At 67.6% G+C, this 23,675-nt stretch carries 21 protein-coding genes, 2 tRNA genes and 1 pseudogene; 11 read left to right on the plus strand and 13 right to left on the minus strand.

The features are described from left to right. Positions 1-23: 23 nt before the first annotated feature. Positions 24-1,271 carry a serine hydroxymethyltransferase gene (glyA, locus tag FY251_RS08370; protein WP_148414317.1) on the minus strand — a complete coding sequence of 416 codons (1,248 nt, stop codon included), beginning with the start codon at positions 1,269-1,271 and terminating at the stop codon, positions 24-26. Positions 1,272-1,638: 367 nt separating this feature from the next. On the opposite strand from glyA, the gene tbsP reads away from it, so the two are divergent. Together tbsP and FY251_RS08380 are read left to right on the plus strand one after the other, a co-directional pair. Beyond that, positions 1,639-2,466: a transcriptional regulator TbsP gene (gene tbsP, locus FY251_RS08375; protein WP_148414318.1), complete on the plus strand. Its 828-nt coding sequence runs from the start codon at positions 1,639-1,641 to the stop codon at positions 2,464-2,466. A 49-nt stretch (positions 2,467-2,515) separates the two neighbouring features. Further along, positions 2,516-4,204, plus strand: a complete 1,689-nt coding sequence (locus tag FY251_RS08380) for a YcaO-like family protein (RefSeq protein WP_148414319.1) — start codon at positions 2,516-2,518, stop codon at positions 4,202-4,204. A gap of 207 nt (positions 4,205-4,411) precedes the next feature. On the opposite strand, the gene FY251_RS08385 is transcribed toward FY251_RS08380, so the two are convergent. The 3 genes from FY251_RS08385 to FY251_RS08395 all read right to left on the minus strand — a co-directional run bounded on the left by FY251_RS08385 (position 4,412) and on the right by FY251_RS08395 (position 7,004). Further along, complete coding sequence (locus tag FY251_RS08385) at positions 4,412-5,530, minus strand: DUF63 family protein (RefSeq protein ID WP_187367375.1); 1,119 nt, start codon at positions 5,528-5,530, stop codon at positions 4,412-4,414. 118 nt (positions 5,531-5,648) lie between these two features. Then, the gene (locus FY251_RS08390) at positions 5,649-6,119 is read right to left on the minus strand and encodes an Lrp/AsnC family transcriptional regulator (RefSeq protein WP_148414321.1); all 471 of its coding nucleotides are present in this window, start codon (positions 6,117-6,119) and stop codon (positions 5,649-5,651) included. A gap of 87 nt (positions 6,120-6,206) precedes the next feature. Beyond that, positions 6,207-7,004 carry an inositol monophosphatase gene (locus tag FY251_RS08395; RefSeq protein ID WP_148414322.1) on the minus strand — a complete coding sequence of 266 codons (798 nt, stop codon included), beginning with the start codon at positions 7,002-7,004 and terminating at the stop codon, positions 6,207-6,209. Positions 7,005-7,095: 91 nt separating this feature from the next. On the opposite strand from FY251_RS08395, the gene FY251_RS08400 reads away from it, so the two are divergent. Further along, a complete protein-coding gene (locus tag FY251_RS08400; RefSeq protein WP_148414323.1) occupies positions 7,096-7,365 on the plus strand; it encodes a hypothetical protein in 270 nt (89 codons plus the stop codon). An 807-nt stretch (positions 7,366-8,172) separates the two neighbouring features. Here the strand turns inward: FY251_RS08400 and FY251_RS08405 are convergent. The 3 genes from FY251_RS08405 to FY251_RS08415 form a co-directional block, all read right to left on the minus strand. After that, positions 8,173-8,256 (minus strand) — tRNA-Leu (locus FY251_RS08405). 45 nt (positions 8,257-8,301) lie between these two features. After that, entirely contained in the window at positions 8,302-8,961 is a 660-nt protein-coding gene (locus FY251_RS08410) for a high-affinity nickel-transporter protein (protein ID WP_148414324.1), read from the minus strand. Between the two features lie 94 nt (positions 8,962-9,055). Continuing rightward, on the minus strand, positions 9,056-9,244 hold the full coding sequence (locus FY251_RS08415; protein WP_148414325.1) for a hypothetical protein: 189 nt from the start codon (positions 9,242-9,244) through the stop codon (positions 9,056-9,058). Positions 9,245-9,332: 88 nt separating this feature from the next. Here FY251_RS08415 and FY251_RS08420 point away from each other — a divergent pair, with 88 nt between their 5' ends. Beyond that, the gene (locus tag FY251_RS08420; RefSeq protein ID WP_148414326.1) at positions 9,333-9,818 is read left to right on the plus strand and encodes a DUF309 domain-containing protein; all 486 of its coding nucleotides are present in this window, start codon (positions 9,333-9,335) and stop codon (positions 9,816-9,818) included. Between the two features lie 119 nt (positions 9,819-9,937). Next, positions 9,938-10,807 carry a succinylglutamate desuccinylase/aspartoacylase family protein gene (locus FY251_RS08425; protein ID WP_148414327.1) on the plus strand — a complete coding sequence of 290 codons (870 nt, stop codon included), beginning with the start codon at positions 9,938-9,940 and terminating at the stop codon, positions 10,805-10,807. Between the two features lie 23 nt (positions 10,808-10,830). Here the strand turns inward: FY251_RS08425 and FY251_RS08430 are convergent, their stop codons facing one another. From FY251_RS08430 to FY251_RS08440, 3 genes are read right to left on the minus strand one after another with little or no spacing between them, the layout of a single operon-like run. Then, entirely contained in the window at positions 10,831-11,478 is a 648-nt protein-coding gene (locus tag FY251_RS08430; RefSeq protein WP_148414328.1) for an HAD family hydrolase, read from the minus strand. Between the two features lie 33 nt (positions 11,479-11,511). Beyond that, the gene (locus FY251_RS08435; RefSeq protein WP_089777537.1) at positions 11,512-11,961 is read right to left on the minus strand and encodes a UPF0179 family protein; all 450 of its coding nucleotides are present in this window, start codon (positions 11,959-11,961) and stop codon (positions 11,512-11,514) included. A 24-nt stretch (positions 11,962-11,985) separates the two neighbouring features. Continuing rightward, complete coding sequence (locus FY251_RS08440; RefSeq protein ID WP_148414329.1) at positions 11,986-12,366, minus strand: DUF5820 family protein; 381 nt, start codon at positions 12,364-12,366, stop codon at positions 11,986-11,988. A gap of 539 nt (positions 12,367-12,905) precedes the next feature. Between FY251_RS08440 and FY251_RS08445 the strand changes: the two genes are divergently transcribed. The 6 genes and pseudogenes from FY251_RS08445 to FY251_RS24225 form a co-directional block, all read left to right on the plus strand. Beyond that, positions 12,906-14,978: a PrkA family serine protein kinase gene (locus FY251_RS08445; protein WP_148414330.1), complete on the plus strand. Its 2,073-nt coding sequence runs from the start codon at positions 12,906-12,908 to the stop codon at positions 14,976-14,978. Between the two features lie 2 nt (positions 14,979-14,980). Continuing rightward, the gene (locus FY251_RS08450) at positions 14,981-17,254 is read left to right on the plus strand and encodes a PrkA family serine protein kinase (protein WP_148414331.1); all 2,274 of its coding nucleotides are present in this window, start codon (positions 14,981-14,983) and stop codon (positions 17,252-17,254) included. Next, complete coding sequence (locus tag FY251_RS08455; protein ID WP_148414332.1) at positions 17,245-18,564, plus strand: YeaH/YhbH family protein; 1,320 nt, start codon at positions 17,245-17,247, stop codon at positions 18,562-18,564. Before FY251_RS08450 ends, FY251_RS08455 begins: the two co-directional genes overlap by 10 nt. Continuing rightward, positions 18,561-20,570 (plus strand): SpoVR family protein, encoded by a 2,010-nt coding sequence (locus FY251_RS08460; protein WP_148414333.1) that lies wholly within the window; start codon positions 18,561-18,563, stop codon positions 20,568-20,570. The genes FY251_RS08455 and FY251_RS08460 overlap by 4 nt, the downstream gene beginning before the upstream one ends. A gap of 8 nt (positions 20,571-20,578) precedes the next feature. Further along, positions 20,579-21,118, plus strand: a complete 540-nt coding sequence (locus FY251_RS08465; protein ID WP_148414334.1) for a hypothetical protein — start codon at positions 20,579-20,581, stop codon at positions 21,116-21,118. A gap of 105 nt (positions 21,119-21,223) precedes the next feature. Then, a pseudogene (locus FY251_RS24225) lies at positions 21,224-21,379 on the plus strand (deoxyribodipyrimidine photo-lyase); the annotation flags it as partial. Here the strand turns inward: FY251_RS24225 and FY251_RS08475 are convergent. The 3 genes from FY251_RS08475 to FY251_RS08485 form a co-directional block, all read right to left on the minus strand. Beyond that, positions 21,321-21,749, minus strand: coding sequence for a disulfide bond formation protein B (locus FY251_RS08475; RefSeq protein ID WP_148414335.1), 429 nt, complete (start codon positions 21,747-21,749; stop codon positions 21,321-21,323). The pseudogene FY251_RS24225 and the gene FY251_RS08475 overlap by 59 nt on opposite strands. Before the next feature lie 260 nt (positions 21,750-22,009). Next, positions 22,010-23,386, minus strand: coding sequence for an MgtC/SapB family protein (locus tag FY251_RS08480; RefSeq protein ID WP_148414336.1), 1,377 nt, complete (start codon positions 23,384-23,386; stop codon positions 22,010-22,012). Between the two features lie 129 nt (positions 23,387-23,515). Further along, positions 23,516-23,590 (minus strand) — tRNA-Glu (locus FY251_RS08485). Positions 23,591-23,675 lie beyond the last annotated feature (85 nt).

Raw genomic sequence — 23,675 nt, forward strand, 5'->3', positions numbered from 1 at the left:
CGGCGGTCGCCCGCGAGCGTCGCTTACTCGTACAGCGGGTTCGCGTCGCAGAGTTCCTGCACGCGCTCGGAGACTTCAGCGAGCACGTCGCCGTCCTCGGGGGCGTCGACGACCTTCACGATGAGTTCGCCGACCTCGCGGATCTCGTCTTCGCCGAAGCCGCGGGTGGTGAGCGCGGGCGTGCCGGCGCGGATGCCGCTGGGGTTGAACGCCGACCGCGTCTCGCCGGGGACGGTGTTCGCGTTGAGGACGATGCCCGTCGATTCGAGCGCCTCCTCGGCGGTACCGCCGGTGAGGTCGGGATGGGAGTCGCGGAGGTCGACGAGCACGAGGTGCGTGTCGGTGCCGCCGGAGACGACGCTGAGGCCGTGGTCTTCGAACGTCTCGGAGAGGGCCTTCGCGTTGTCGACGACCTGCTGGGCGTACTCCTCGAAGTCGGGTTCGAGCGCCTCTTTGAAGCCGACCGCCTTGCCGGCGATGTTGTGCATGAGGGGGCCGCCCTGCCCGCCGGGGAAGACGGCACTGTCGATGTCGGAGGCGTACTCCTCGTCGCACATGATGATGCCGCCGCGGCCGGCGCGGATGGTCTTGTGGGTCGAGCCGGTGACGAAGTCGGCGACGCCGACCGGCGAGGGGTGGACGCCGGCGGCGACGAGGCCCGTGATGTGGGCGATGTCGGCGAGGTGGAGCGCGTCCACGTCGTCGGCGACCTCCTGAATCGTCTCCCACTCGACGGCCCGCGGGTACGCGGAGTAGCCGGAGACGATGATGTCCGGCTCGAACTCCGCGGCCTTCTCCGCGAGCTGGTCGTAGTCGATGTAGCCCGTCTCGGCGTCGACCTCGTACTGCTCGACGTCGTAGAGCTTGCCCGTGAAGTTCGCCGGGTGGCCGTGGCTCAGGTGGCCGCCGTGGGTCAGGTCCAGCGAGAGAATCTTGTCGCCGGGTTCGAGCATGGCGAGGTAGACGCCCATGTTGGCCTGCGTACCGGAGTGCGGCTGGACGTTGACGTGCTCTGCGCCCCACAGCTCCTTCGCGCGCTCGATGGCGAGGTTCTCCACGTCGTCGGCGTACTCACAGCCAGCGTAGTAGCGCTTGCCGGGGTAGCCCTCGGCGTACTTGTTCGTCAGCGCGCTCCCCTGCGCTTCGAGGACCGCTTCGCTGACGTGGTTCTCCGAGGCGATCATCGCGAGCGTGTCGCGCTGGCGTTCGACCTCGCCGTCGAGGGCGTCTGCCACGGCGGGGTCGACGTCGCGGACGTGGCTGTAGTCCATACGTAGTATCCGGGGCAATTACGGCATAAATGTGTCCCATTTGGCTACGCCTGCCGGTGTTGTGTTACACACCTGTGTATATTCTGTGGCGTGCTACCGTGAACAGATACACGAACGCGCGATGCCCGATTCGCTCCGTCGTGTCTCCGAGCCGAGTGGACCGCTCGGAACGGCCCTCGCGGGAGACGACCTTCTCCCGGCTGAGTCGTCCGGTTCGAATCAGATTTTCCCAGTTACGCGCTGGAGTAAAATTTCTGAAACGTGCTGCTCAATTCGCTCGATACAGCGTTGGTACAACTTGATTTCGAATACGTTCTGCCGGTCGTCTTGCGTTAATATTAAATATATTACTGGCGATATTCAACCTATGGCTATTGGTTCTAATCTACTCGCTGAGGGGGTAGAAGACATCATCCAGTCCGTCCTCTCCTCGTCGGAAGACGAGGTGTTAGTTGCGAACCCGACCGCCGAGGTCATCGAGGGGCTCGTCGCCGTGGCGACCGACGTCGACGACGACCTGCCGGAAATCCGTCTCGTCGCCGACGAGGGCATCCTGAAAGACGTGCTCGACGACTTCATCGTCGCCTCGAACGCCGCGAACCTCGTCGCCGACGGCGCGCTCTCGCTGCGGACCGCCGCGGACGAAGTCGAGAACACGCTGTTCGTCACGCCGAACTCGGTCGTCGCGCTCGTCGCCGCCGGGGGCAAGGTCGCCGGTCTCGTCACCGACGACGAGGCGTTCGTCGAGACGGCGTTCGAGGCCCACCAGACCCACTGGGAGAACGCCCCCGAGTTCAAACTCCGGACGCCGCCGCTCGCTCGCGTCCGCGAGACGCTCGGCGAGGACATCGGCGAGGAAACCCTCGCGGACTTCGACGCCGTGCTCGCCTCGCTCCCGTCGGCCCGCGGCGACGGCGACGGCCTCGACGAGGTGACCATCTCGCTTCTCGTCGCCGCCCGCAACGAGGTCCTCCTCTACGACATCTCGAAGTGGGGCGAGGACGTGGGCATCGCCAGCAAGGCGACGTTCTCCCGGACGAAGACGAAGCTCGAAGAACTCGGTCTCATCGACACCGAGAAGGTCCCAATCGACGTCGGCCGCCCGCGGCTCCGCCTGAAGCTCGGCGCGGACGAACTCGTCGCCGCCAGCGCGGACGAACTGGCCGACGAAGCCCAGAAACTGCTCGACGCGTAACCGACCGCGACCCCCTCGCTTTTTCCCTCCACCTCTCCTCGTCGCGCGCATGGACATCGGACTCGTCGGGAGCGGCCCCGCCGCCGAGTCGATTCGCGCGGCGTGCGCCGACATCGACGCGACGGTCGCGGAGACGGCCCCCGACTCGCTCGACTCGTTCGACCTCGGCTTCGTCGTCGCTCCGGCCGGCAGCGACGCCTTCGACGCGGCCGACGCCGCCGCTTCGCGCTGGCTCGCGGTCGAAATTGGCGGCGTCGGGGGGCACGCCGTGGCCGACCTCGACGCGGCCGTCTCGGCGTTCGACCCCGAGAGCGCCGACTTCGCTGACCTCCGGGCGCGCGTCGCGTCCACCACGGAGTCGGACGGCCGCCCCGGCGGCGACCGCGCGGCCGTTCGACTCGCCGGCGCTATCGCCGGACGGCGGGGTATCGCGCTCCTCTCGGGCGACGCCGTGGCCGGGACCGTCGTCGAAGTCCCCGGTCCCGAGCGGCCGTTTCTGCCCGCGCCGTCGCCGACGGAACGGGACCGCACCCTCGACCGCGACTTCCGCGCCGTCGAGTTAGACGACGCGCTCGCGCGGGCCGAATCGGCCGTGGACGACCGCGTCGGCATCGTCACGCAGGTCGGCGAGCGCGAGTCGTTCCCGCTTCCGTACTACGTCGCGCAGACGGCGGACACGACGGTGTACGCCGACGCTCGGGCGGCCGAACTCGCCGGCGGCGCGGCCGCCGGCTGGGACGAGGCCTACATGAAGGCGCTCGGCGAGGCGCTCGAACGCTACGCGGCGGGCGTCTACCGCACCAGCGAGTTCGCCGTCGCTCCCGCGGCGTCTCGGCCGGCCGCGGTACCGCCGAGTCGCTTCGTCAGACCCGACTCGTTCCGCGACCCCGACCCCGAAGAGCCGATTCAGTGGGTCGAAGGCGAGGACCTCGCTACCGGGGCGACCGTTTCGCTCCCGGCGGAGTTCGTCCACTACCCGCCGCCGTCCGAGCGACACAAGCCGTCGATTACGACCGGCCTCGGCCTTGGCAACTCCGGGACCGAGGCGATTCTCTCGGGGCTGTACGAGGTCGTCGAGCGCGACGCGACGATGCTCGCGTGGTACTCGACGTTCGACCCGCTCGGGCTGGACGTGACAGACGAGACGTTCGAGACGCTGGCGGCCCGCGCCCGCTCGGAGTCCTTGGGGGTAACCGCGCTCCTCGTGACGCAGGACGTGGACGTGCCGGTCGTGGCGGTGGCCGTCCACCGCGAGGGCGAGTGGCCGAAGTTCGCGATGGGCTCCGGCGCGGACCTCGACGCGAACCGCGCCGCTCGCTCCGCGCTGGCGGAGGCGCTCCAGAACTGGACCGAACTTCGCGGGATGGGGCCGGAGCAGGCCGCGACGCAGGGCGGCGCGATTGCGACCTACGCCGACTTCCCGAAACCGGCGCGGACGTTCGTCTCGCCGGACGCGACCATCTCCGCGGACTCGGTCGGCCCCGATGAGATTCCCGAGGGCGCGGCCGAACTCGACGCGGTCGTCTCGGCGGTCGCCGACGCCGGCCTCGACGCCTACGCGGCGCGGACCACGCCGCGCGACGTGGAGCGCCTCGGCTTCGAGGCGGTCCGCGTGCTCGTGCCGGCGGCGCAACCGCTGTTTATCGGCGAACCGTACTTCGCCGACCGCGCCGAGTCGGTGCCGCGGGACCTCGGCTTCGAGCCGCGGCTGGACCGCGAGTTCCACCCGTTCCCGTAGCTGTCGGGTTACGGGCTTCGTGGCTGGCAGCCGGCACGTCGGTCACGCGGTGGGCGGGACGAATCGCATCCGCGCGGCGGTGTGCCGGACACCCGCGAGCCATCGCGCGGCCTGCGTCACAGAATAGCGGTGTTGGCCGCGGCTCCGTACTTGAAGCTTCGTCGGGAGAGAAAACGAGGGTGCAGAAAGCGGGAGACCGCGGGCCGATTAGACGCCGAACGTCGCGCGGAGCATGTCGCGGCTTCCCGGTCCGAGCCCGACCGCGAGGACGGCGATGAGAAGCAGAATCGCGTAGCGCGGACTGTCCTCGAATATCTGCTCGTCGAACACCCAGACGACGGCCGTCGCGGCCACGAGTTTGACGAGCAGGAACGGCCACGCGTCGCCCGTGACGGCCAGCACCGACTCGGGGAGCGTGGCGGCCGTGAAGTCGACGACCGCCTGGTTCACCGGGTGCTTCGGGACGAGGTTGTTGCCCGCGCCGAGCGCGACCATCCAGTTGAGGCCGACGACGTTCGCCACGCCGTCGATGGCGTGGCCCCAGATGACGACGAGGCCGATGTACCCCGTTCCCGCGTTGACCTCGGGGGCGAATCGCTCGACGAGCCACCACGTCGCGGCGGCGGCGAGCGTCGCGCCGACGAGGATGACGACGAGCACCTGCGGGTAGAACGTCGCGCCCTGCGCGCCGGTGAGGCCGGCCCACAGGAGGTAGCCGAGCGTGACCGCGAGCACGGCGAGACCGGCCCCGAACAGGGGTTTCACGTAGTCGTCGACGAGGCCCCGCCGCTCGGCGAGGACGCTCCCGACGACGGCGACGAGGGTGATTGCGAAGACGGTCACGTAGATGACCGGACTGATGACGAGCGTGTTCAGCGGGTAGGTGATGAGGGCGTCGGCGACGCCGGGGGCGTCGTTGGCGTCCTCGACCACGCGGAACGCGCCGCCGAACAGCATGAACGGGAAGAGGGCGTAGAAGAACCGCGGGCTCTCGCCGATGTCGAGGCGGCGGAGGAGGAACACCACGCCCGAGAGGGCGATGACGAGCGTGACCATGTAGCCGACCTCTGAGACGAGGGTGTAGCCGGGGTACGCGACGGGTTCGGCCGCGGCGGCGCAGGCCGACGCCGTGTCGAGGTACTGCGTGACGCCGCTCGCCCGAACCGCGCAGACGGCCGAGTTCGCGTCGGCCTGGACGGGGCCCCAGAAGTAGTGCCAGATGAAGCCGTCGTAGACGACGCGAGGGAACGCGAGCGACCCGCCGACGAGCGCGACGAGGATGGCCGCGACGCCGAGCCCCCAGAGGCGCTCGGAGTCGAGACCCATTCGCTCTGCTACCGTTGCCATAGCCGATACCCCGACGGCGGGCCTGTTGAGGGTTCCGGTCTCTCGCACGCTCGGCGCACGCCTCGCGGTGGCGAGTTAGTTCCGCGGTCGGTGGGGTTCAGTCCTCGTCGTCCGGGTCGCGAATCGGCAACACCGGGTCGTCGTACTCGGTGCCGAGGATGACCATCGTCTGCGACCGCGAGAAGCCGTCGAGTTCGGCGATGTGGTCGAACATGAGTTCGCGCAGGGCGTCGGTGTCCTCGGCGTACACCCGGAGCATCACGTCCCACTCGCCGGTGGTGAGGTTGATCTCTTGGACGCCCTCGATGTCGCGGAGCTGCTGGAGCGCCTCCTTCTCGCGGCCCTGTTTGACCCGGAAGCCGACCAGCGCGGAGGTGCCCAGTCCGACCTCCCGCGGGTCGACGTGGGCGTGGTAGCCCTCGATGACGCCGGCGTCTTCCATCCGACCGACCCGGTCGTGAACCGTCGCGCTCGACATGTCGATTCTGCGGGCGATTTCGCTGAACGGGGTCCGCGCGTCTTCCATCAGAATCCGGAGAATCGCCCGGTCCGTCGCGTCGAGGTCCATGCTATCCCTTCTGATGGGGGGTGACTTCGCACTTGCGGATGGGGACTCGCTCGCGTCGGCGACGAGCGCCGTCTGGCTTTCGTCCGTCTACCGCCCGTCGATTTCGCGGGCCGCCTCCAGCACGACGTCGTGGACGCGCCCGTTCGAGGCGACGAGGCCCTCCGAATCGTGCCGCCACTCGTTGCCGTCGAGGTCTGTGACCGTCCCCCCGGCCATCCGGATGAGGTGTGCGCCGGCGACCGAGTCCCACGGGTTCGCCCGCTTGTTCGTGATGACGCCGTCGAGCGAGCCGTCGGCGACGTACGAGAGCACGACCTGCATGCTCCCGTAGCGCCGCATGTCGCCGAAGCGCGTCACGATAGCGCGGGCCGCCGCGGCGTACTCGTCGCGGACGTCGTAGTCCCACCAGAACGTCGGACAGACCGTACACGTCTCGGGGTCGTCGCGCTGGCTCACCGAAATCTCCTCGCCGTTTCGGTAGGCCGTCTCGTCGTCGGCCGCGTAGCAGTCGTCGAGCGCGGGCAGGTAGTTAGCCGCCGCGACGGGGTCGCCGTCGCGGACGGCGGCGACCGCGGTCGCCCAGACCGGCACGTTGCGCACGAAGTTGTTCGTCCCGTCGATGGGGTCGACGACCCACGCCGGTCCCGACTCGGGAACCGATTTGAGTTCGTCCGCTTCCTCGCCGACGATGGGGTCGTCGGGGAACGCCCCGCGGATTCGGTCGACGACGCGGCGCTGGGCGTCCCTGTCGGCCTGCGTGACCACGTCCGTCTTCCCGCTTTTCGTCTCGACGGCGACGCCGGTTCTGAAGGCGCGCCGCGCGACCGCGCCGCCGTCGCGGGCCGCGCGCTGTGCCCGGTCCGCCCGGGCGTCGAGTTCGTTCATGAACGTGGCAGGACCGGCAGGTGCCTATATCCACCGACCCGGCGGCGGCGCGGCCCGGTGGCTTATGTCGATGGACGGTTTACTTCGTGGCGTGTCAGACGCTATCGACCTCCCGGCTCGGGTCCGCGAATCGCTCGCGGCGTCGTTCGACGACGCCAGAGCGGCGGTCAGAGCCGGTGACGCCGAGGTCGCGCTGGAACACGTCGAGGCGGCGTCGCGCGTGCTCGGTCACAAAGTACCGCCGAGTCCGCTCAAGGAGACACTGCGACACGGCGTGGCGGCCGTCGAGCGAACCGCGGCCGACGAACCGCTCGTCGCCTCGGAGTATCTCCGACTGATGAGTCAGTTGGTTCGGCCGTGACGTGGCCGCCGACGCGCCGCTGACGGCCGCAGCTCGACAAGCCGTGAACTCCGCCCCGCGAGGCGGACCGTCCGCTCGGCGGGCGGATATCGGAAAAGCCAGAATCCGCAATTAGAACCCGGACGGAAGACGTTTTCCACAACCCTCACGACCGTTTCGGCTCGCGCCGAGTTCCCGAACTCCGATTCCTCGTGGTCCGGTACTTGGTCTTCCTGCCACTCGCTCGCAGAGCGGTTACGGGGCCGTTTCGGTTCCTCTTCGGCACTTTGACCTCGTCTTCCTGTTACGAAAGACTCGGTGTTCGTGTCGATTCCATTCCTCCGCACCTTGCGATGCGTACCGTCGTCGACGCCTTTCACGTCGCCCGACAGATTCGGTTTGGTCATCCGGTGCGTCCTTGCGCTTCCGGCAACACTACAGTAGGTCCGAAAACATAATGAACGTTTCTGATATTTTTTGGAGGGTCTGGGGACCCTGACTGTCTGTCCGGCGGAACGGTCAGACGCGCTCGTCGGTTAATGTCGTCCTCGTGTGGACCGCGTCCGGTGGTTTTCACCGGAAACCCGGTCTGTACATGATGAATTGTTCGGGATGCGGGCAGCGGCGCTTCGCTGGCTGCGTGACCGGAAAACCGCCGAGGCCCGATGGAGACGCGTCGCCGGTCGAGCGACCGAGTTTATACGTTGACGGCCGACTGCGTCGGCGTCCGCGTTCCCGCCCGAGAACGGGTCGAACTGCGTCGCGTACGCGCTCTGGCTCGGCTCCCTCGGGACGCGCGCCGCTCGTCGCGTCGTTTCTCGGGACAAGTGCGAGGGGAGGGATTTGAACCCACGGACCCCTACGGGAGCGGATCTTGAGTCCGCCGCTTTTTCCTGACTTAGCTACCCTCGCGCGTACTCAAGTACGATAGGCGGACCGCTAAAACGTTGCGAAACGTCAGACGAGACCGCCGAACTGCTCTGCGACGAGGAGACCGCCGACTGCGACGCCGACGACGCCGGCCGCGGCGCGGAGGACGCGCGTCCCGCCGACCGCCATCGAGCGGCCCCAGAGGAACGAGACGGTCGCCATCGTGGCGATGGTGAGGAGGCTGAACGCCGCGAGGAACGCGAGCGCCTGGCCCACCGCGGGCGCGGTCGAGACCATCGCGATGACCAGCGCGCCGCTGCCGGCGAAGCCGTGGAGGACGCCGACCCCGAACGACTCGTCGTGGACGTGGGTGTGGCTCGTCCCGAACGCGACGTTCCCGAGCGAGAGATGCCGGTGGACGCCGCTGTCGTGGTCGTGGTCGCGGAGCGTCGGCACCGAGACGCCGGCGGCTCGGAGGAGCATCCGCGCGCCGAGGACGACGAGAACCGCGCCGACGACGACTTCGAAGAAGTGCGTCACCGATTCGGGCAGGCGGACGCCGAGCGCGACGAAGGCGAGACCGACGACGGCGATCGGAATCGAGTGGCCGACGCCCCACGACGCGCCGACGATGCTCGGTCGGTCGTCGTCTTCGACCATCGTCGCGACGGCGGCGAGATGGTCGGCTTCCAGCGCGTGCCGAACGCCGACGACCCCGCCGGCCACGAGAGCTGATGCGAGTGCCATACGCTCGAAAGGACGAATCGGGATAAATAGGTCAGGGGTCGCTGCGACGACTACGGCTCTCGGTCCGGTCGTCCGGAGCGAGCGAGTCCGGTTCCTACTCCGGCCGCCACTCGCAGGACGCGCCGGTCGTGAGTTCCGCCGCGTCGATGTGCGACGAGAGGCACGCGTAATTGCAGAACGCGCCCGCCGGCACGCGCTCGCCGGCTTCGAACTCCTCCACGAAGACGGGGTCGTGACGCCGAACGTCGCTCCCGCAGTAGGTGCATTCTATCGCGTCCGTCACGTCCGACCGTTGCCGCGCCAGCACGAAAAACAGCACGACCGATTACCCCACCGATGGAGTTACCGGGCTCCCGGTCGCCCTGACTCACATGGACGAACACACCCGCGACCCGAGCGTCGCCCCGCCGCTCGGCAACCCGTCGGGGTGGAACGACGAACTGCGGGCGTGGGAGCACGCGACGCTCCGGCGGGCGGTCGAACACGGCGTCCGCCTGTTCAACGCCGGCGACTTCCACGAGAGCCACGACTGCTTCGAAGACGAGTGGTACAACTACGGCGCGGGGACCGCGGAAAGCGCCTTCCTCCACGGGATGGTGCAGGTCGCCGCCGGCGCGTACAAGCACTTCGACTTCGAGAACGACGCGGGGATGCGGTCGCTGTTCGAGACGGCGCTGGAGTACATCCGCGGCGTCCCGAGCGACTTCTACGGCGTGGACGTGGACGACGTGCGCGAGACGCTCCGGGCGGCGCTTGACGACCCGACGGCGCTCCACGGCTGGCAAATTGAACTCGACGGACACCGCGCGACCGCGTACCCCGCCGACTACGAGTACGTCGAGGGACTCGACCACTGACCGCGTCAGGGCGCTCTCGCGGCGGTCCCGCCCCGCCCGCCTCGGCGAGCGCGTCCGGGAAAGCGGCTCGAACCGGGAGAATCTAAAGGTCCATTAGCGTCCGGTTCTAGGAACCGGCAATGCGAATCTACGAACTCGGTGACGGCACGCCCGAAGTGTCTGTCGTCGGGTCCATCCACGGCGACGAGCCCTGTGGTGCTCGCGCCATCGAGCGGTTCGTCGCGGAGGACCCCGACGTCGAGCGGCCGGTGAAGCTCATCGTCGCAAACGAGGAGGCGCTGGCGGCGGACGCGCGCTATCTCGACGAGGACCTCAACCGGGCGTTCCCCGGCGACCCCAACGCCGAGAGCCACGAGCGACGCCTCGCCCACGACCTCGGCCGCGAGGTCCGCGGCACCACGGCCTTCTCGCTTCACTCCACCCAGTCGTACGCCGAACCCTTCGCCATCGTGGACGCCGTCGACGCCATCTCCCGGTCGATTCTCCCCCGGCTCCCGGTCGACGTGGCCGTCGAGACGAACCACTTCGCGGAGGGTCGCCTCATCGAACACGCCCACACCATCGAGGTCGAAGCCGGCCTCCAGAAATCCGCCGAGGCCGCCGACAACGCCTACTGGCTCATCCGGGCGTTCCTCACCGCGACGAACGTCCTCCCCGCGCCGGCCGTCGCGAGCGACGGTGGGAGCGAGGGCGGCGGGCCCGACGAGGAGTCGGAGTCGCAGACCGAAGACGACCGCCTGAAACTCGGCATCCCCGAGGAGGGCAGCCTCGACGTGTTCCGCCTGCTCGAACGGCTTCCCAAGCCGCCGGCGGACCAGTACGAGGTCCACGCGACCAACTTCGAACCCGTCGCCGCCGGCGAGACGTTCGCCCGCGCCGACGCCGAGCAGTTCGTCGCCGACCGCGACTTCTACCCCATTCTCCTTTCGGCGTACGGCTACGCGGACATCTTCGGCTACGCCGGCGAGAAGGTCGGCACGCTCCCGTAGTCGGTTCTCTCGCTTCTCCCGCGCTACGCGTCGTCTTCACCGAGGATTCGAGCGGCCGCGTCGGCGACCGATTCGACCGCTGCGGGGTCGTCGTCGGGGCCGTCGCCGCCGACGTGGTACGCCTCCCACCCGGCGTCTCGCGCCCCGACCACGTCCTCGTCGTAGGTGTCGCCGACGTAGACGTAGCCGTCGGCCGGCAGGGCGGTCTCCGCGGCCTCGAAGATGCCCGAGTCGGGCTTCCGCGAGGCGACCGCGGGGTCGTTCGAGACGACGACGGCGTCGACGACGCCCGCGAAGTCGTGGCGTTCGAGTTTCGCCCGCTGGACCGCCGGCGCGCCGTTCGTGAGAATCCCGGTCGGCCGACGGTCGGCGACGCGGGCGAGCGCCTCGCGGGCCGACTCGGGGACGGTCGTGGCGGCGAGTTCGGCCTCCGCGTAGCGCGCCACGAGCGCCTCCGGGTCGTCGCCGATGTCGAACTCGTCGGTGATTGCCTCGAAGCCGACCGCGTAGGGGTCCACGGCGAGGTCCTCGAACGCGTCGAAGAAGACCGAGAGATACCGGTCGTAGGCACCGTCCGGAGCGTCCGGGACCGCGCGGTGGAAGATGGTCTCGAAGTCGGCGGTGTAGCGGAGGAGCGTCAGGTCGAGGTCGAAGAAGACGGCGGTCGTCATATCGGGGCCAGCGGCCGGGAACCACAAAAACCCCTACTCGTCGGCGGGTTCGAACTCGACGAGCGTCAGGTTCCGGTCGAGGTGGCAGTGGTCGTGCGGGGGGTCGCCGACCACGTCGCGGATGCGGTACTCCTGGTCGAACTCCGCGCCCTCGGGGACGCAGTACTCGTGGCTCGGGCACTCGGTGTGCGGGCAGGGGCCCTGCAGGCTGGCCTTGCTCCCGGCGTACGCGCCCTTCGAGGGGACGTTCGCCGTGACCGGGGCCGGTTCGACCTCGACGGCGCGGACGCCCTCGTCGTGGACGGCGCAGTCGAGGACCTGCGTGTTCTCGCGCACGCCGAGGACGCGGTAGCGGACGCCCTCGGTGAGGTTGAGACACTGGCGGCGATACGGACACCCCTCGCAGGCGCTCGATTCACCGTGGTAGACGAACTCGGTGCCGGGGTCGGTCAGGCGGGCACCGACGAGAGTGACGGAGGTCATAGCGGGGATTCTCCTGCGAGGCGGTTAAGGCTCCCGCCCGGTCAGCTCGTCGAGCTTCTCGAAGTACTCCTCGCGGGGGACTTGGTAGGCGCTCCGGTAGTCTATCTCGCCGGCGGAAAAGCGCCCGGCGATGTCGGTCGCGCCCTCGACGGCCGCCTCGCGGGAGTCGAACTCCTCGACGACGGCCTCGATTTCGGGTTCGAGGTAGAGCACCGCGTGCCACGTCTCGGTGCGTATCCGCGTCGCGCCCGGACGGTTCGCGCGCGACCCGTTCCACACGAAGACGGTCGGCATGCACTCGGCGGGGAAGGCGCTCTCGTTGAACACGTCCGGGCGATACGCGAGGATGCGCCGCCCCTCGGGTTCGTCGTTCCAGAGGGTCCACCCGTCGGGCAGGTCGGTCATGGGCGTGCTAGTCCGCCGCGCGTCCTAAGCCTTCCCGCTTCCGCCGCGCCCGCTGGTCGCGCTCGCCTCGACGCCGCCGCGACCGGAGTGGTTTCCCCCTCGAAAGCGACCCGTCGCAGGCGACATGAATCCCAACCGACCCGATTAACGGGACCGCCAACCGACTGAATCGCCGATTAAATCGACATACGTTGGCCAGTTGGAGGGTCACTCGATGTGGTACGTATCTGGATTGGTCGGCGTTCGAGACAATCAGTTGACTACTTTCACAGAAAGCGTTATATGTTAACGTCTCTCATTGATTGGTAGTCTCGGTCCCCGGGCCGAGCGAGCCGTCACGCATCGTCCGCAAATCGCCGATTCTGTCGCCCGTCGCCGACCCGTCGTGAGCGTGTAGCGGCGGCGGCGCACTTCGATTCACCGCCCGCGGTCTGTCGCCGCGGGTCCGTGGCTCGCGGTGTGTCGTCTGCGACCCGCGAACGCGGGCGCGTCGCCCTCGGTCGTCTCCGGACGGCTGGTCCGACGAGGCTTCACGAACAATGACCGGCGAAATTGAAACACTCGCAGACCTGAGCAAGCACTACAAAGACTCCGTGCCCGCGGACCTCCGCGAGGCCAAGAGCTTCGCGTGGTACTTGGAAGAGGTCTACGCTCACCCGAAAATCGCTCGCAACGCCCACCAGCGCGTGGCGGACATGTTCGACTTCTACGGCACCCGTTACGACGAGGACGCGGGCGTCGTGGAGTACCTCATGGCCTCGGAAGACCCCCTTCACGACGGAGAGAACGTCTTCTACGGCCGCGAAGTCCACGAGTCGATTCACGAGTTCGTCAACAAGGTGAAATCGGGGGCCCGCGGCCTCGGCCCCGAAAAGCGCATCAAACTCCTCTTGGGTCCCGTCGGCTCCGGGAAGTCGCACTTCGACTGGATTTCCCGCCGCTACTTCGAGGACTACACCATGTCCGACGAGGGGCGGATGTACACCTTCCGGTGGACGAACCTCGGCGACGTCATCCGCGACCAGGACCCGTCCGACGACGTGGTCCAGTCGCCGATGAATCAGGACCCGCTCGTGTTGCTCCCGCAGGAACAGCGCGACGTGGTCATCGAGCAGTTGAACGAGAACCTCGACGCGCCCTACACCATCCGGAACGACCAGGCGTTAGACCCCGCCTCGGAGTTCTACATGGACCGACTGCTCGCCCACTACGACGACGACCTAGAGGAGGTCGTCGAGAACCACATCGAAATCATCCGGCTCGTCGCCTCCGAGAACAAACGCCAGTGCATCGAGACGTTCGAGCCGAAGGACAAGAAGAACCAAGACGAGACCGAACTCACCGGCGACGTCAACTACTCGAAGCTCGCGGTGTACGGCGAGTCCGACCCGCGGGCGTTCGACTACGCCGGCGCGTTCTGTAACGCGAACCGCGGCATCTTCTCCGGCGAGGAACTGCTGAAGCTCCAGCGGGAGTTCCTCTACGACTTCCTGCACGCCTCGCAGGAACAGACCATCAAGCCGAAGAACAACCCCCGAATCGACATCGACCAGGTCATCGTCGGGCGGACGAACATGCCCGAATACCGCGAGAAGAAGGGCGACGAGAAGATGGAGGCGTTCAACGACCGGACCAAGCGCATCGACTTCCCGTACGTCCTGGAGTACGAACAGGAGGCCGAAATCTACCGGAAGATGCTCCGGAACGCCGACGTGCCAGACATCCACGTCGAGCCGCACACGCTGGAGATGTCCGGCCTCTTCGGCGTCCTGACGCGCATCGTCGAACCCGACTCCGACACCATCTCGCTCGTTCAGAAGGCGAAAGCCTACAACGGCGAGTTGGACGACGGCGACGACGTGGACGTGCGCAAACTCCGCGAGGAAGGCGAGACGAAAGCCGACATCGCCGAGGGGATGGACGGCGTTTCCGCCCGGTTCATCGGCGACGAAATCGCCGAGGCCATCATGGACGCGACCCACCGCGGCCGGGGCTACCTCTCGCCGCTGTCCTCGTTCACCCACCTCGAAGAGAACCTCGAAAACCACGGGTCGATTCCCGAGGAGAACCTCGAACGCTACCACCGCTACCTCGAAATGGTCCGCGAGGAGTACAAAGAGCGCGCCATCGAGGACGTGCGCCACGCCCTCGCCTACGACATCGACGAGATTCGGCGGCAGGGCGAGAAGTACATGGACCACGTCATGGCGTACATCGACGACGCGACGGTCGAAGACGAACTGACGGGCCGCGACCAAGAGCCCGACGAGAAGTTCCTCCGCGCGGTCGAAGAGAAGCTCAACATCCCCGAGGACCGCAAGGACGACTTCCGACAGGAGGTCTCCAACTGGGTCTCCCGGCGCGCCCGCGAGGGAACGTCGTTCAACCCGCAGGACAACGACCGCCTCCGCCGCGCCCTCGAACGCAAGCTCTGGGAGGACAAGAAGCACAACATCAACTTCTCGGCGCTCGTGAGCGCGAACGAACTGGACGACGACGAGCGCAACGCGTGGATCGACGCGCTCGTCGACCAGGGCTACTCGCGCGACGGCGCACGGGAGGTGCTTGAGTTCGCCGGTGCGGAGGTGGCGAAGACCGAGCTCGAAGGGTGACCATGCGAGACTACATCCGCGAGGCGGACGAGGCGCTCCGCGGCACCTACGAGGAGCCGATGAGCCTCGGCGAGTACGTCGACGCCGCGTTCGAGTCGCCGTCTATCGCCTCCCACGCGTCGAAGTACCTCTTGGAAGCCATCGAGTCGATGGGGACCAGACAGGTGGTCGAACAGGGCGAAGAGAAAGAGCGGTACCGCTTTTTCGACGACCCCGCCAACGACGGCGAGCACGCGGTCCTCGGCAACACGGAGGTGCTCAACGCCTTCGTCGACGACCTGCGGACCATCGCCGCCGACCGCGGCAAAGCCGAGAAGATAATCTGGTTCGACGGCCCGACGGCCACGGGCAAATCCGAGTTGAAACGCTGTCTCATCAACGGCCTCCGGGAGTACTCGAAGACCGACGCGGGGCGGCGCTACACCGTCGAGTGGAACGTCGCCAACGCCGACGACACCCGTGGGCTGTCCTACGGCGGCGAAGTCGAGGCCGCCGACGAGGACTGGTACGAGAGCCCGGTCCAGTCGCATCCGCTTTCGGTGTTCCCCGCCGACGTGCGCAAGCGACTGCTGTCCGACCTCAACAGCAGGAACGGCGACCACATCCCCGTCGACGTGGACGAGGACCTCGACCCGTTCTGTTTGGAGGCGTACACCTATCTCGAAGAGGAGTTCCGCCGGGCGGGGAGAACGGACCTGTTCAGCGCCGTCACCGACCCGAAACACCTCCGAGTGAAAAACTACGTCGTCGACGTCGGCCGCGGCGTCGGCGTCCTCCACTCGGAGGACGACGGCTCCCCCAAGGAGCGACTGGTCGGGTCGTGGATGCCGAGCATGCTCCGCGAGCTGAACTCCCGGGGCCGGAAGAACCCGCAGGCGTTCAGCTACGACGGGGTGCTCTCGCAGGGCAACGGCCTCCTCACCATCGTCGAGGACGCCACCCAGCACGCCGACCTGCTCCAGAAGCTCCTGAACGTCCCCGACGAGGGCCACGTCAAACTGGACAAGGGCATCGGGATGGACATCGACACCCAGCTCGTCATCATCTCGAACCCGGACCTCGACGCCGAACTCGACAAGTACGCCGACCGGAACGGCCGCGACCCGCTGAAGGCGCTCAAGCGCCGGCTCAACAAACACGAGTTCCGCTACCTGACGAACCTCTCGCTGGAGGCCGAGCTCATCCGCCGCGAGCTGACGAACGAGACGAGCGTCTGGACCGACGACCCCGAGGCGATGGCCGACCGCGTCGCCGAGGCCGTCGCATTGGACGTGCGCGAGGGGCCGGGCGAGGTCCGCACCCGCGAACTCGCCCCGCACACGGTCGAGGCCGCGGCGCTCTACAGCGTCGTAACCCGTCTCGACGGCGACGACGTGCCGCGCGACCCGGACATGGAGTTCGACCTCGTGGACAAGGCGCTGCTGTTCGACCGCGGCTACCTCCAGGTCGGCGACCAGCGCCGCGAGGTGTCGGCGTTCGAGTTCGTCGGCGACGCGGAGGGAACCCACGGGATTCCCGTGACGTTCACCCGCGACGTCATCGCCGACCTGCTGCACGACCGCGTCGATCGCCGACACCCCGACCTCGACGTGTCGTCGGTGGTGATGCCGACCGACGTGCTCGACGAGATGGTCGCCGAACTCTCCGACGCGCCGGTGTTCTCGCGGGCGGAGTCCTCGGAGTACGAGGGTCGCATCGCGATGGTCAAAGAGTACATCTTCGACCGACAGGAGGCGGACGTGCTCGACGCGCTTCTCGCCGACAAGGGCGTCGAGCGCGAGACGGTCGAGGAGTACGTCGAACACGTCTACGCGTGGGCGTCCGACGGACGGATAGAGACCGAGCGCGGGCCGGTCGACCCCGACCCGCTTCTCATGAAGCTGTTCGAGACCGAGCACCTCGGGCGCTTCTCGCCGGACGACTACGAGGGCAACGAGCCCTCCGAGTCGGTCGAGGAGTTCCGCAACGAGAAGGTCATCACCGCACTCAACCGCTACGCGTGGGAGAACCGCGACGAGGGATTCACCGTCGCCGACGTGGACCTCACCGAGATTCCGGTCATCCGGACGGTGCTCGAAACCCACGACTGGGAGGACGTGCGCCGGCTGTTCTCCGACCTCGACCCCCGCCAGTGGGACGACCCGCCGGCGAACACCGAGACGGCGCGGGTGAAAGCGCGCACCGTCGACGAACTGGTCGACCGCGGCTACACCGCCGCGTCGGCCGAACTGACCAGCCGTGCCGTGATGAAGGAGGTGAGCCACACATGGGACTGAGAGACGACCTCGAACGATTCCGCGAAGTGGGCGAAGAGCGCCGCGAAGACCTCAAGGAGTTCATCTCCTACGGCGACCTCGGCGCGTCCGGCTCGAAAGACATCAAGATACCCATCAAGGTCGTGGACCTGCCGGAGTTCAAGTACGACCGCCTCGACATGGGCGGCGTCGGACAGGGAAAGGGCGGCACGCCCGACGTGGGCCAGCCGCTCGGCCAGCCCCAACCCGGTGACGGCGACGGGGAAGACGGCGAGCCCGGCGAGGAGGGGGCCGAACACGAGTACTACGAGATGGACCCCGAGCAGTTCGCCGAGGCGTTGGACGAGGAACTCGGCCTCGAACTCGAACCGAAGGGCAAGGAGGTGGTCGAGGAGGTCGAAGGCGACTTCACCGACATCACCCGGAGCGGCCCCCACAGCACCCTCGACTTCGAGCGCCTGTTCAAGGAGGGCCTGAAGCGCAAGCTCGCGATGGACTTCGACGAGGAGTTCGTCCGCGAGGCGATAAAGGTCGACGGCACCACCGCCCGCGAGGTGTTCGAGTGGTGTCGCGAGCAGAACATCCTCGTCTCGATGGCGTGGATCGAAGACGAGTGGGGTCGCATCCCGGACGACGAACGCGGGGCGTGGGCCTCCTTCGAAGAGATGGAGGAGAACGTCGACCGGACGACGGCCACCCAGCGCATCCGCCGCGAGGGGCTCCGCGAGATTCCGTTCCGCCGCGAGGACGAGCGCTACCGCCACCCCGAGGTCATCGAGAAGAAGCAGTCGAACGTCGTGGTCGTCAACATCCGCGACGTGTCGGGGTCGATGCGGGAGACGAAGCGCGAGCTCGTCGAGCGCACCTTCACCCCGCTCGACTGGTATCTCACGGGCAAGTACGACCACGCCGAGTTCGTCTACATCGCCCACGACGCCGAGGCGTGGGAGGTCGAACGCGACGAGTTCTTCGGCATCCGCTCGGGCGGCGGGACGCGCATCTCGTCGGCCTACGAACTGGCGAAGGAGGTCTTGGACGAGCGCTACCCGTGGCGCGAGTGGAACCGCTACGTCTTCGCCGCGGGCGACTCCGAGAACTCCTCGAACGACACGAAAGAGCGTGTCGTCCCGCTCATGCAGGAGATAGACGCGAACCTCCACGCCTACGTGGAGACCCAGCCCGGCGGGACCGCCATCAACGCCACGCACGCAGAAGAGGTCGAACGGAGCCTCGGCGAGCAGGGCAACGTCGTGGTCGCGTACGTCTCGGAGCCCGACGACGTCATCGACGCCATCTACACCATCCTCAGCACGGAGGCGACAGCAGAATGAGTTTCAGACGACACCGCAGAGACGCACAGCGCGAGGCCGCCAGACTCGACGAGCCCGTCCGGGAGGCCGGCGCGCTCGCGAAGAAGCTCGGACTCGACCCCTACCCGGTGAACTACTGGGTGGTCAACTACGACGAGATGAACCAGCTCATCGCCTACGGCGGCTTCCAAGAGCGGTATCCGCACTGGCGGTGGGGGATGACCTACGACCGCCAGCGGAAGACCGACCAGTTCGGGATGGGCAAGGCGTTCGAAATCGTCAACAACGACGACCCGGCGAACGCCTTCCTGCAGGAGTCGAACTCGCTGGCCGACCAGAAGGCCGTCATCACCCACGTCGAGGCGCACTCGGACTTCTTCAAGAACAACCAGTGGTTCGGGCTGTTCTCCGACGAAGGGCAGTTCGCCGCCGCCGCGATGCTCGAACGCCACGCCCAGACCATCGAGCGGTACGTGGAAAACCCCGAAATCAGTCGGGACGACGTGGAGAAGTTCATCGACGCCGTCCTCTGTCTGGAAGACACCATCGACCAGCACCGGACCATCCGCGAGGCCGCCGCCGACGAGGACGGCCGCATCCCCGGAGACATCCGCGCCCAACTGGACAGCCTCGACATCTCCGACGACGTGCGCCGCGAGGTCTTCGACGACGCGTGGCTCGAAGAAGTCGAGGAGGCCGAACGCGAGGCCGCGAAGCTCACCGACCCCCGGAAGGACGTGCTCGCGTACGTCCGCGAACACGGCATGCGGTACGACGAGGAGACGGGCAAGGCAGAGGAGATGGAGCCGTGGCAGAAGGACGTTCTCGACATGCTCCGCGAGGAGGCGTACTACTTCGCCGCCCAGAAGATGACGAAGGTGATGAACGAGGGCTGGGCGGCCTACTGGGAGTCGCTCATGATGGGCGACGAGCGCTTCGCGGGCACGGACGAGTTCATCACCTACGCCGACCACCAGTCGCGCGTCCTCGGGTCGCCCGGGCTCAACCCCTACAAGCTCGGCAAGGAGCTGTGGGAGTACATCGAGAACTCGACGAACCGCGCGGCGGTCGCCGACAAGCTCCTGCGCGTGAGGGGGGTGACGTGGCGCAACTTCCGCGAGACGGTCGACTTCGACGAGGTGCAGGAGCTCCTCAGGGCGCACCCCGCCATCGACGGCGTCAGCGCCGACTCCCTCGACGAACTGTCCGAACTCGGCCCCGACGACCCGAGAGTCGACCACGAGACGCTCGACAGGGCGCTGTCGGGCGACGAGTCGCTGGACCTCGACGCGTACCCGTGGAAGCTGCTCACCTACGAGGGACTCGCGGAGCGACACTACTCGCTGGTCAAAGCGCAGAACCGCGGGTTCATCAGCCGCATTCGGCGCTCCGAGCTCGAACAGCTCTCGCGGTACATGTTCGACGACGAGGTGTACGACACGGTCGAGGAGGCCATCGCAGACGTGGACAAGACCGCCGGCTGGGACCGCATGCGCGAGATTCGCGAGAGCCACAACGACGTGACGTTCCTCGACGCGTTCCTCTCCGAGGAGTTCGTCCGCGCGAACCACTACTTCGCCTACGAGTACTCCCAGTCGTCCCAGCAGTTCCGCGTCTCGTCGTCGGAGTACCGCGACGTGAAAAAGAAGCTCCTGTTCCAGTTCACCAACTTCGGGAAACCGACCATCGCGGTGTACGACGGCAACTTCGACAACCGCGGGGAACTCCTGTTGGGCCACCAGTACAACGGCGTCATCCTCGACATGAAGCAGGCGAAGGGGGTCTTAGAGCGCGTCTACCACCTCTGGGGTCGCCCGGTGAACCTGATGACCATCACGAAGGAGTTCGACGAACACGAGGTCGAAGTCGCCCGGCGGCGGGGCCGCGAGCCGACGCCCGAAGAGCGGGCCATCCGGATTCGGTACGACGGCGAGTCGTTCGAGGAACACGACCTCGACGCCGAACTGGAAGCCCGCATCGCCGCCGGCGAGGTCGACTACGACACGAAGCCCGATGACTGGCTCTGAGCGGGGCGATGGGCGACGCTGAGCCGCCGGCGGTGGACGAGCCGGCGGACGACTCGCTCGACGAGGCCGACATCCACGACGTGCTCAGAAACGAGCGGCGACGGCTCGCGCTCGACCGACTGCGAGACGCGGCGGGGCCGGAGTCGGTCGGCGACCTCGCGGAGCACATCGCCGAGGTAGAGTCCGGCGAGTCGCCGCCCCCCAAGAACGTCCGGCAGAGCGTCTACATCTCGCTGCACCAGACGCACCTCCCCAAACTCGACTCGCTCCGAATCGTCGCGTACGACTCGCGGGCGAAGACCGTCTCGCTGGGCTCGGCCGCGGCGGAACTCGACCACTTCTTGGCCGACCCGGAGCCGACACAGCCGCCGCTGGCGCTCCTGTCGCTGGCGACGTGTCTCGCCGGCCTCGCGCTCCTCGTCGCCGGGTGGATGGGCGTCCCCGTCATCGACGGCGTGGACCCGCGACTGGTCGCCGGCGTCGCGCTCACCGCGGTCGCCGCCGTCGCCGGCGCGGAACTCGGCTTACAGACGCGAAGCCGGACGTAGCTCGGAGACACGGCCGCGGTCCGTCCTTATTCCACCCGCCCCGATTCCACCAGCTTCGAATCCGCCGTTCGACTCAAGTCACCCCCATCCTAAGCGCCGCCGACGATGTCCGAGTCAATTTCGCTCGCGTGGTTCCGCCGCGACCTCCGCCTGCACGACAACGCGGCGCTCGCGGCCGCCTGTGCGGCCGACCGCGGTCACGTCACATCCCCCACGCGTCGTCGGCCCCGCCGAGGCGGGCGACGGCGACCGCGAGGACCGTCACGAGCGCGAACCCGATGAACGCGAGTCGCGGGATGGTCAGGAGACCGCCGAGCATGGGGTACTGGATAGACGTACACGGGCCGCTGACGGTACAGGTCGCGCCCGGCGCGACCTGCAGATAGGAGTGATACCCCGAGAGCGCGAGGCCCCCGAGCGAGAGCGGCAGTACCGTCTTCCAGACGCCGGGTCGGTCCTCGATCGCGGCGACACCGAGCACCACGACCAGCGGGTACATCAGGATGCGCTGGTACCAACAGAGGTCGCAGGGCGTCAGTCCGAGTCCGAGGCTGAAGTAGAGACTCCCGCTCGTCGCGGCGAGGGCGACGAGGGTTCCCGCGGCGAGCGCGGCGCGCGTCGCGTCCGACACGGTCAGGCGCTCCCGAAGTCGCGCCCTCGCCCTCGAACCGTTCCGCTCGGCTTCGAGGCCGACTGCTGTCGCTCGGTGCGCGGTTCACCACGGTCTCGTCGGGTCGGGTCGCGTATCATCGCTCGTTGGGCGTGGAGCCACGATAGACGCCGGCGTACCTCAAGCCATCGGCTCGGCGGAGCGAGCTGTCGGCGCGGCGACCGCACGCTCGTGGCGGTTCCGGCCGCTCGCGTTCGGGACCGTCCTGTCTGCACCATCGCTCACGGCTGAACGGCGACGGTGGTGACGATGACGACGCCGACGACGCCGGCGGCCACGAGGAGCGCGCTCCGGCGGGCCACCGGCCCGAGGAGCTCCCGGTCGACGCTCGCCGCGAGCGCGACCTTGACCGCGATACTCGCGGCGGTGCCGGCGAGGACGCCGACGACGGCGGTCGTCTCGCCGATGGTGCCGCCGCCGTAGAGCGTGACGGCGGTCGTGACGACCGACCCGCTCGACACGAGTCCGCCGAGGAAACTCGTCACGACGAACCCGGTCGCGCCGAAGTACTCCTGTGCCGCCGCCGAGGCGAGCAACACGAGGAGGAAGAAGACGCCGAACCGGAGGGCGCTTTCGAGGCTGAACGGCGACTCGAACGACACGTCGAGGTCGACGCCCCACTCGCGGGAGTGCAGCGCGTAGCTCACCCCGACGAGCGCGATGAGTCCGAGTGGGACGCCCACCTCGACCGCGAGTTCAGGAACGAACACGGCGACGAGCGAGAGGTTCCGGAGCGCCATCGCCGCGTCGGCCATGAGAATCGCGCCGGCCGCGAGCGGCCGAATCGACGGGTTTCGACTGGTCCGCCCGGCTATCTCGCCGATGACGGCCGTCGAGTTCACCAGCCCGCCGAAAAACCCCGTGATGGCGATGCCGCGCTCGCCGTACCGCCGGATGATGACGTAGTTGACGAAGCCGATGGCGCTCACCGCGACGACGAGTAGCCAGACGGTTCGGGGACTGACGGCATCCCACGGGCCGACCTGCCCCTCGGGGAGCAACGGGTAGACGACGAACGCGATGATGGCGAACTCGACGGCGCTTCGGACCTCGTCCGTCGTCAGTCGCCGGGCGAACCCGTGGAGTTCGCGCCGCAGGACCAACAGGAGCGACGAGGTGAGCGCGACGACGACCCCCTCGATGACGAAGCCGCTCACGACTGCCGCGCCGACCGCGTAGGCGACCAGAAGCGACGTGGACGTGGTGAGCGAGAGGCTCACGCCGAGGTCGTCTAACCGGGCGACTTCGGCGTCTTCGCGGCGGTTCCCATCGCGGTGTGAGTCGGACGCACCGGCGGCGTCGCGGTCGTCCCGCGAGTCTGCTCCGTCGGCGTCGCTTTCGCGGGACCTGCGGTCGAACAGCCCGCGACTCCCGAGCAACACCGCCTGCACGACCACCAACAACCCGCCGACCGCGAGGAGTACGTCGCTCCCGACCGCGACGGCGATGCCGCCGAGGAGACTCGTCAGGGTGAACGTCCGAACGCCGGCGCTCTTCTTCGACCGCTCGCGCTCCAAGCCGAGGAACATCCCCAACGCCGCCGCGACGAACAGGCGGATGACGACGGGGTCGACCTGCGAGACGAACTCTTCGAGCATCACCGACCCCTCGTCTCGGGACGTTCGTGTTCCATGCTATCGTTCGTATTTTAATTGCTATCGTTAAAAACGTGTAAGCTAATTGGGTGTGGAGATGGCGGTCGCTTGAAAGGAAGTTCAGCAGAGAAGTGCTCGGTCAGGGATTTGAACCCTGGTCCTCGGCTCGAAAGGCCAAGATGATTGGCCGGACTACACCAACCGAGCGTCTGCATTCACGAGTGGTCGTTGGACTATTTTAAGCGTTGCGTTCCATCGCGGGCAAGTGAGAGGAACCCACCCACGACGGCGG

The sequence above is a fragment of the Haloferax sp. KTX1 genome (assembly GCF_902410085.1).
In the GTDB taxonomy this organism is placed as follows: domain Archaea; phylum Halobacteriota; class Halobacteria; order Halobacteriales; family Haloferacaceae; genus Haloferax; species Haloferax massiliensis.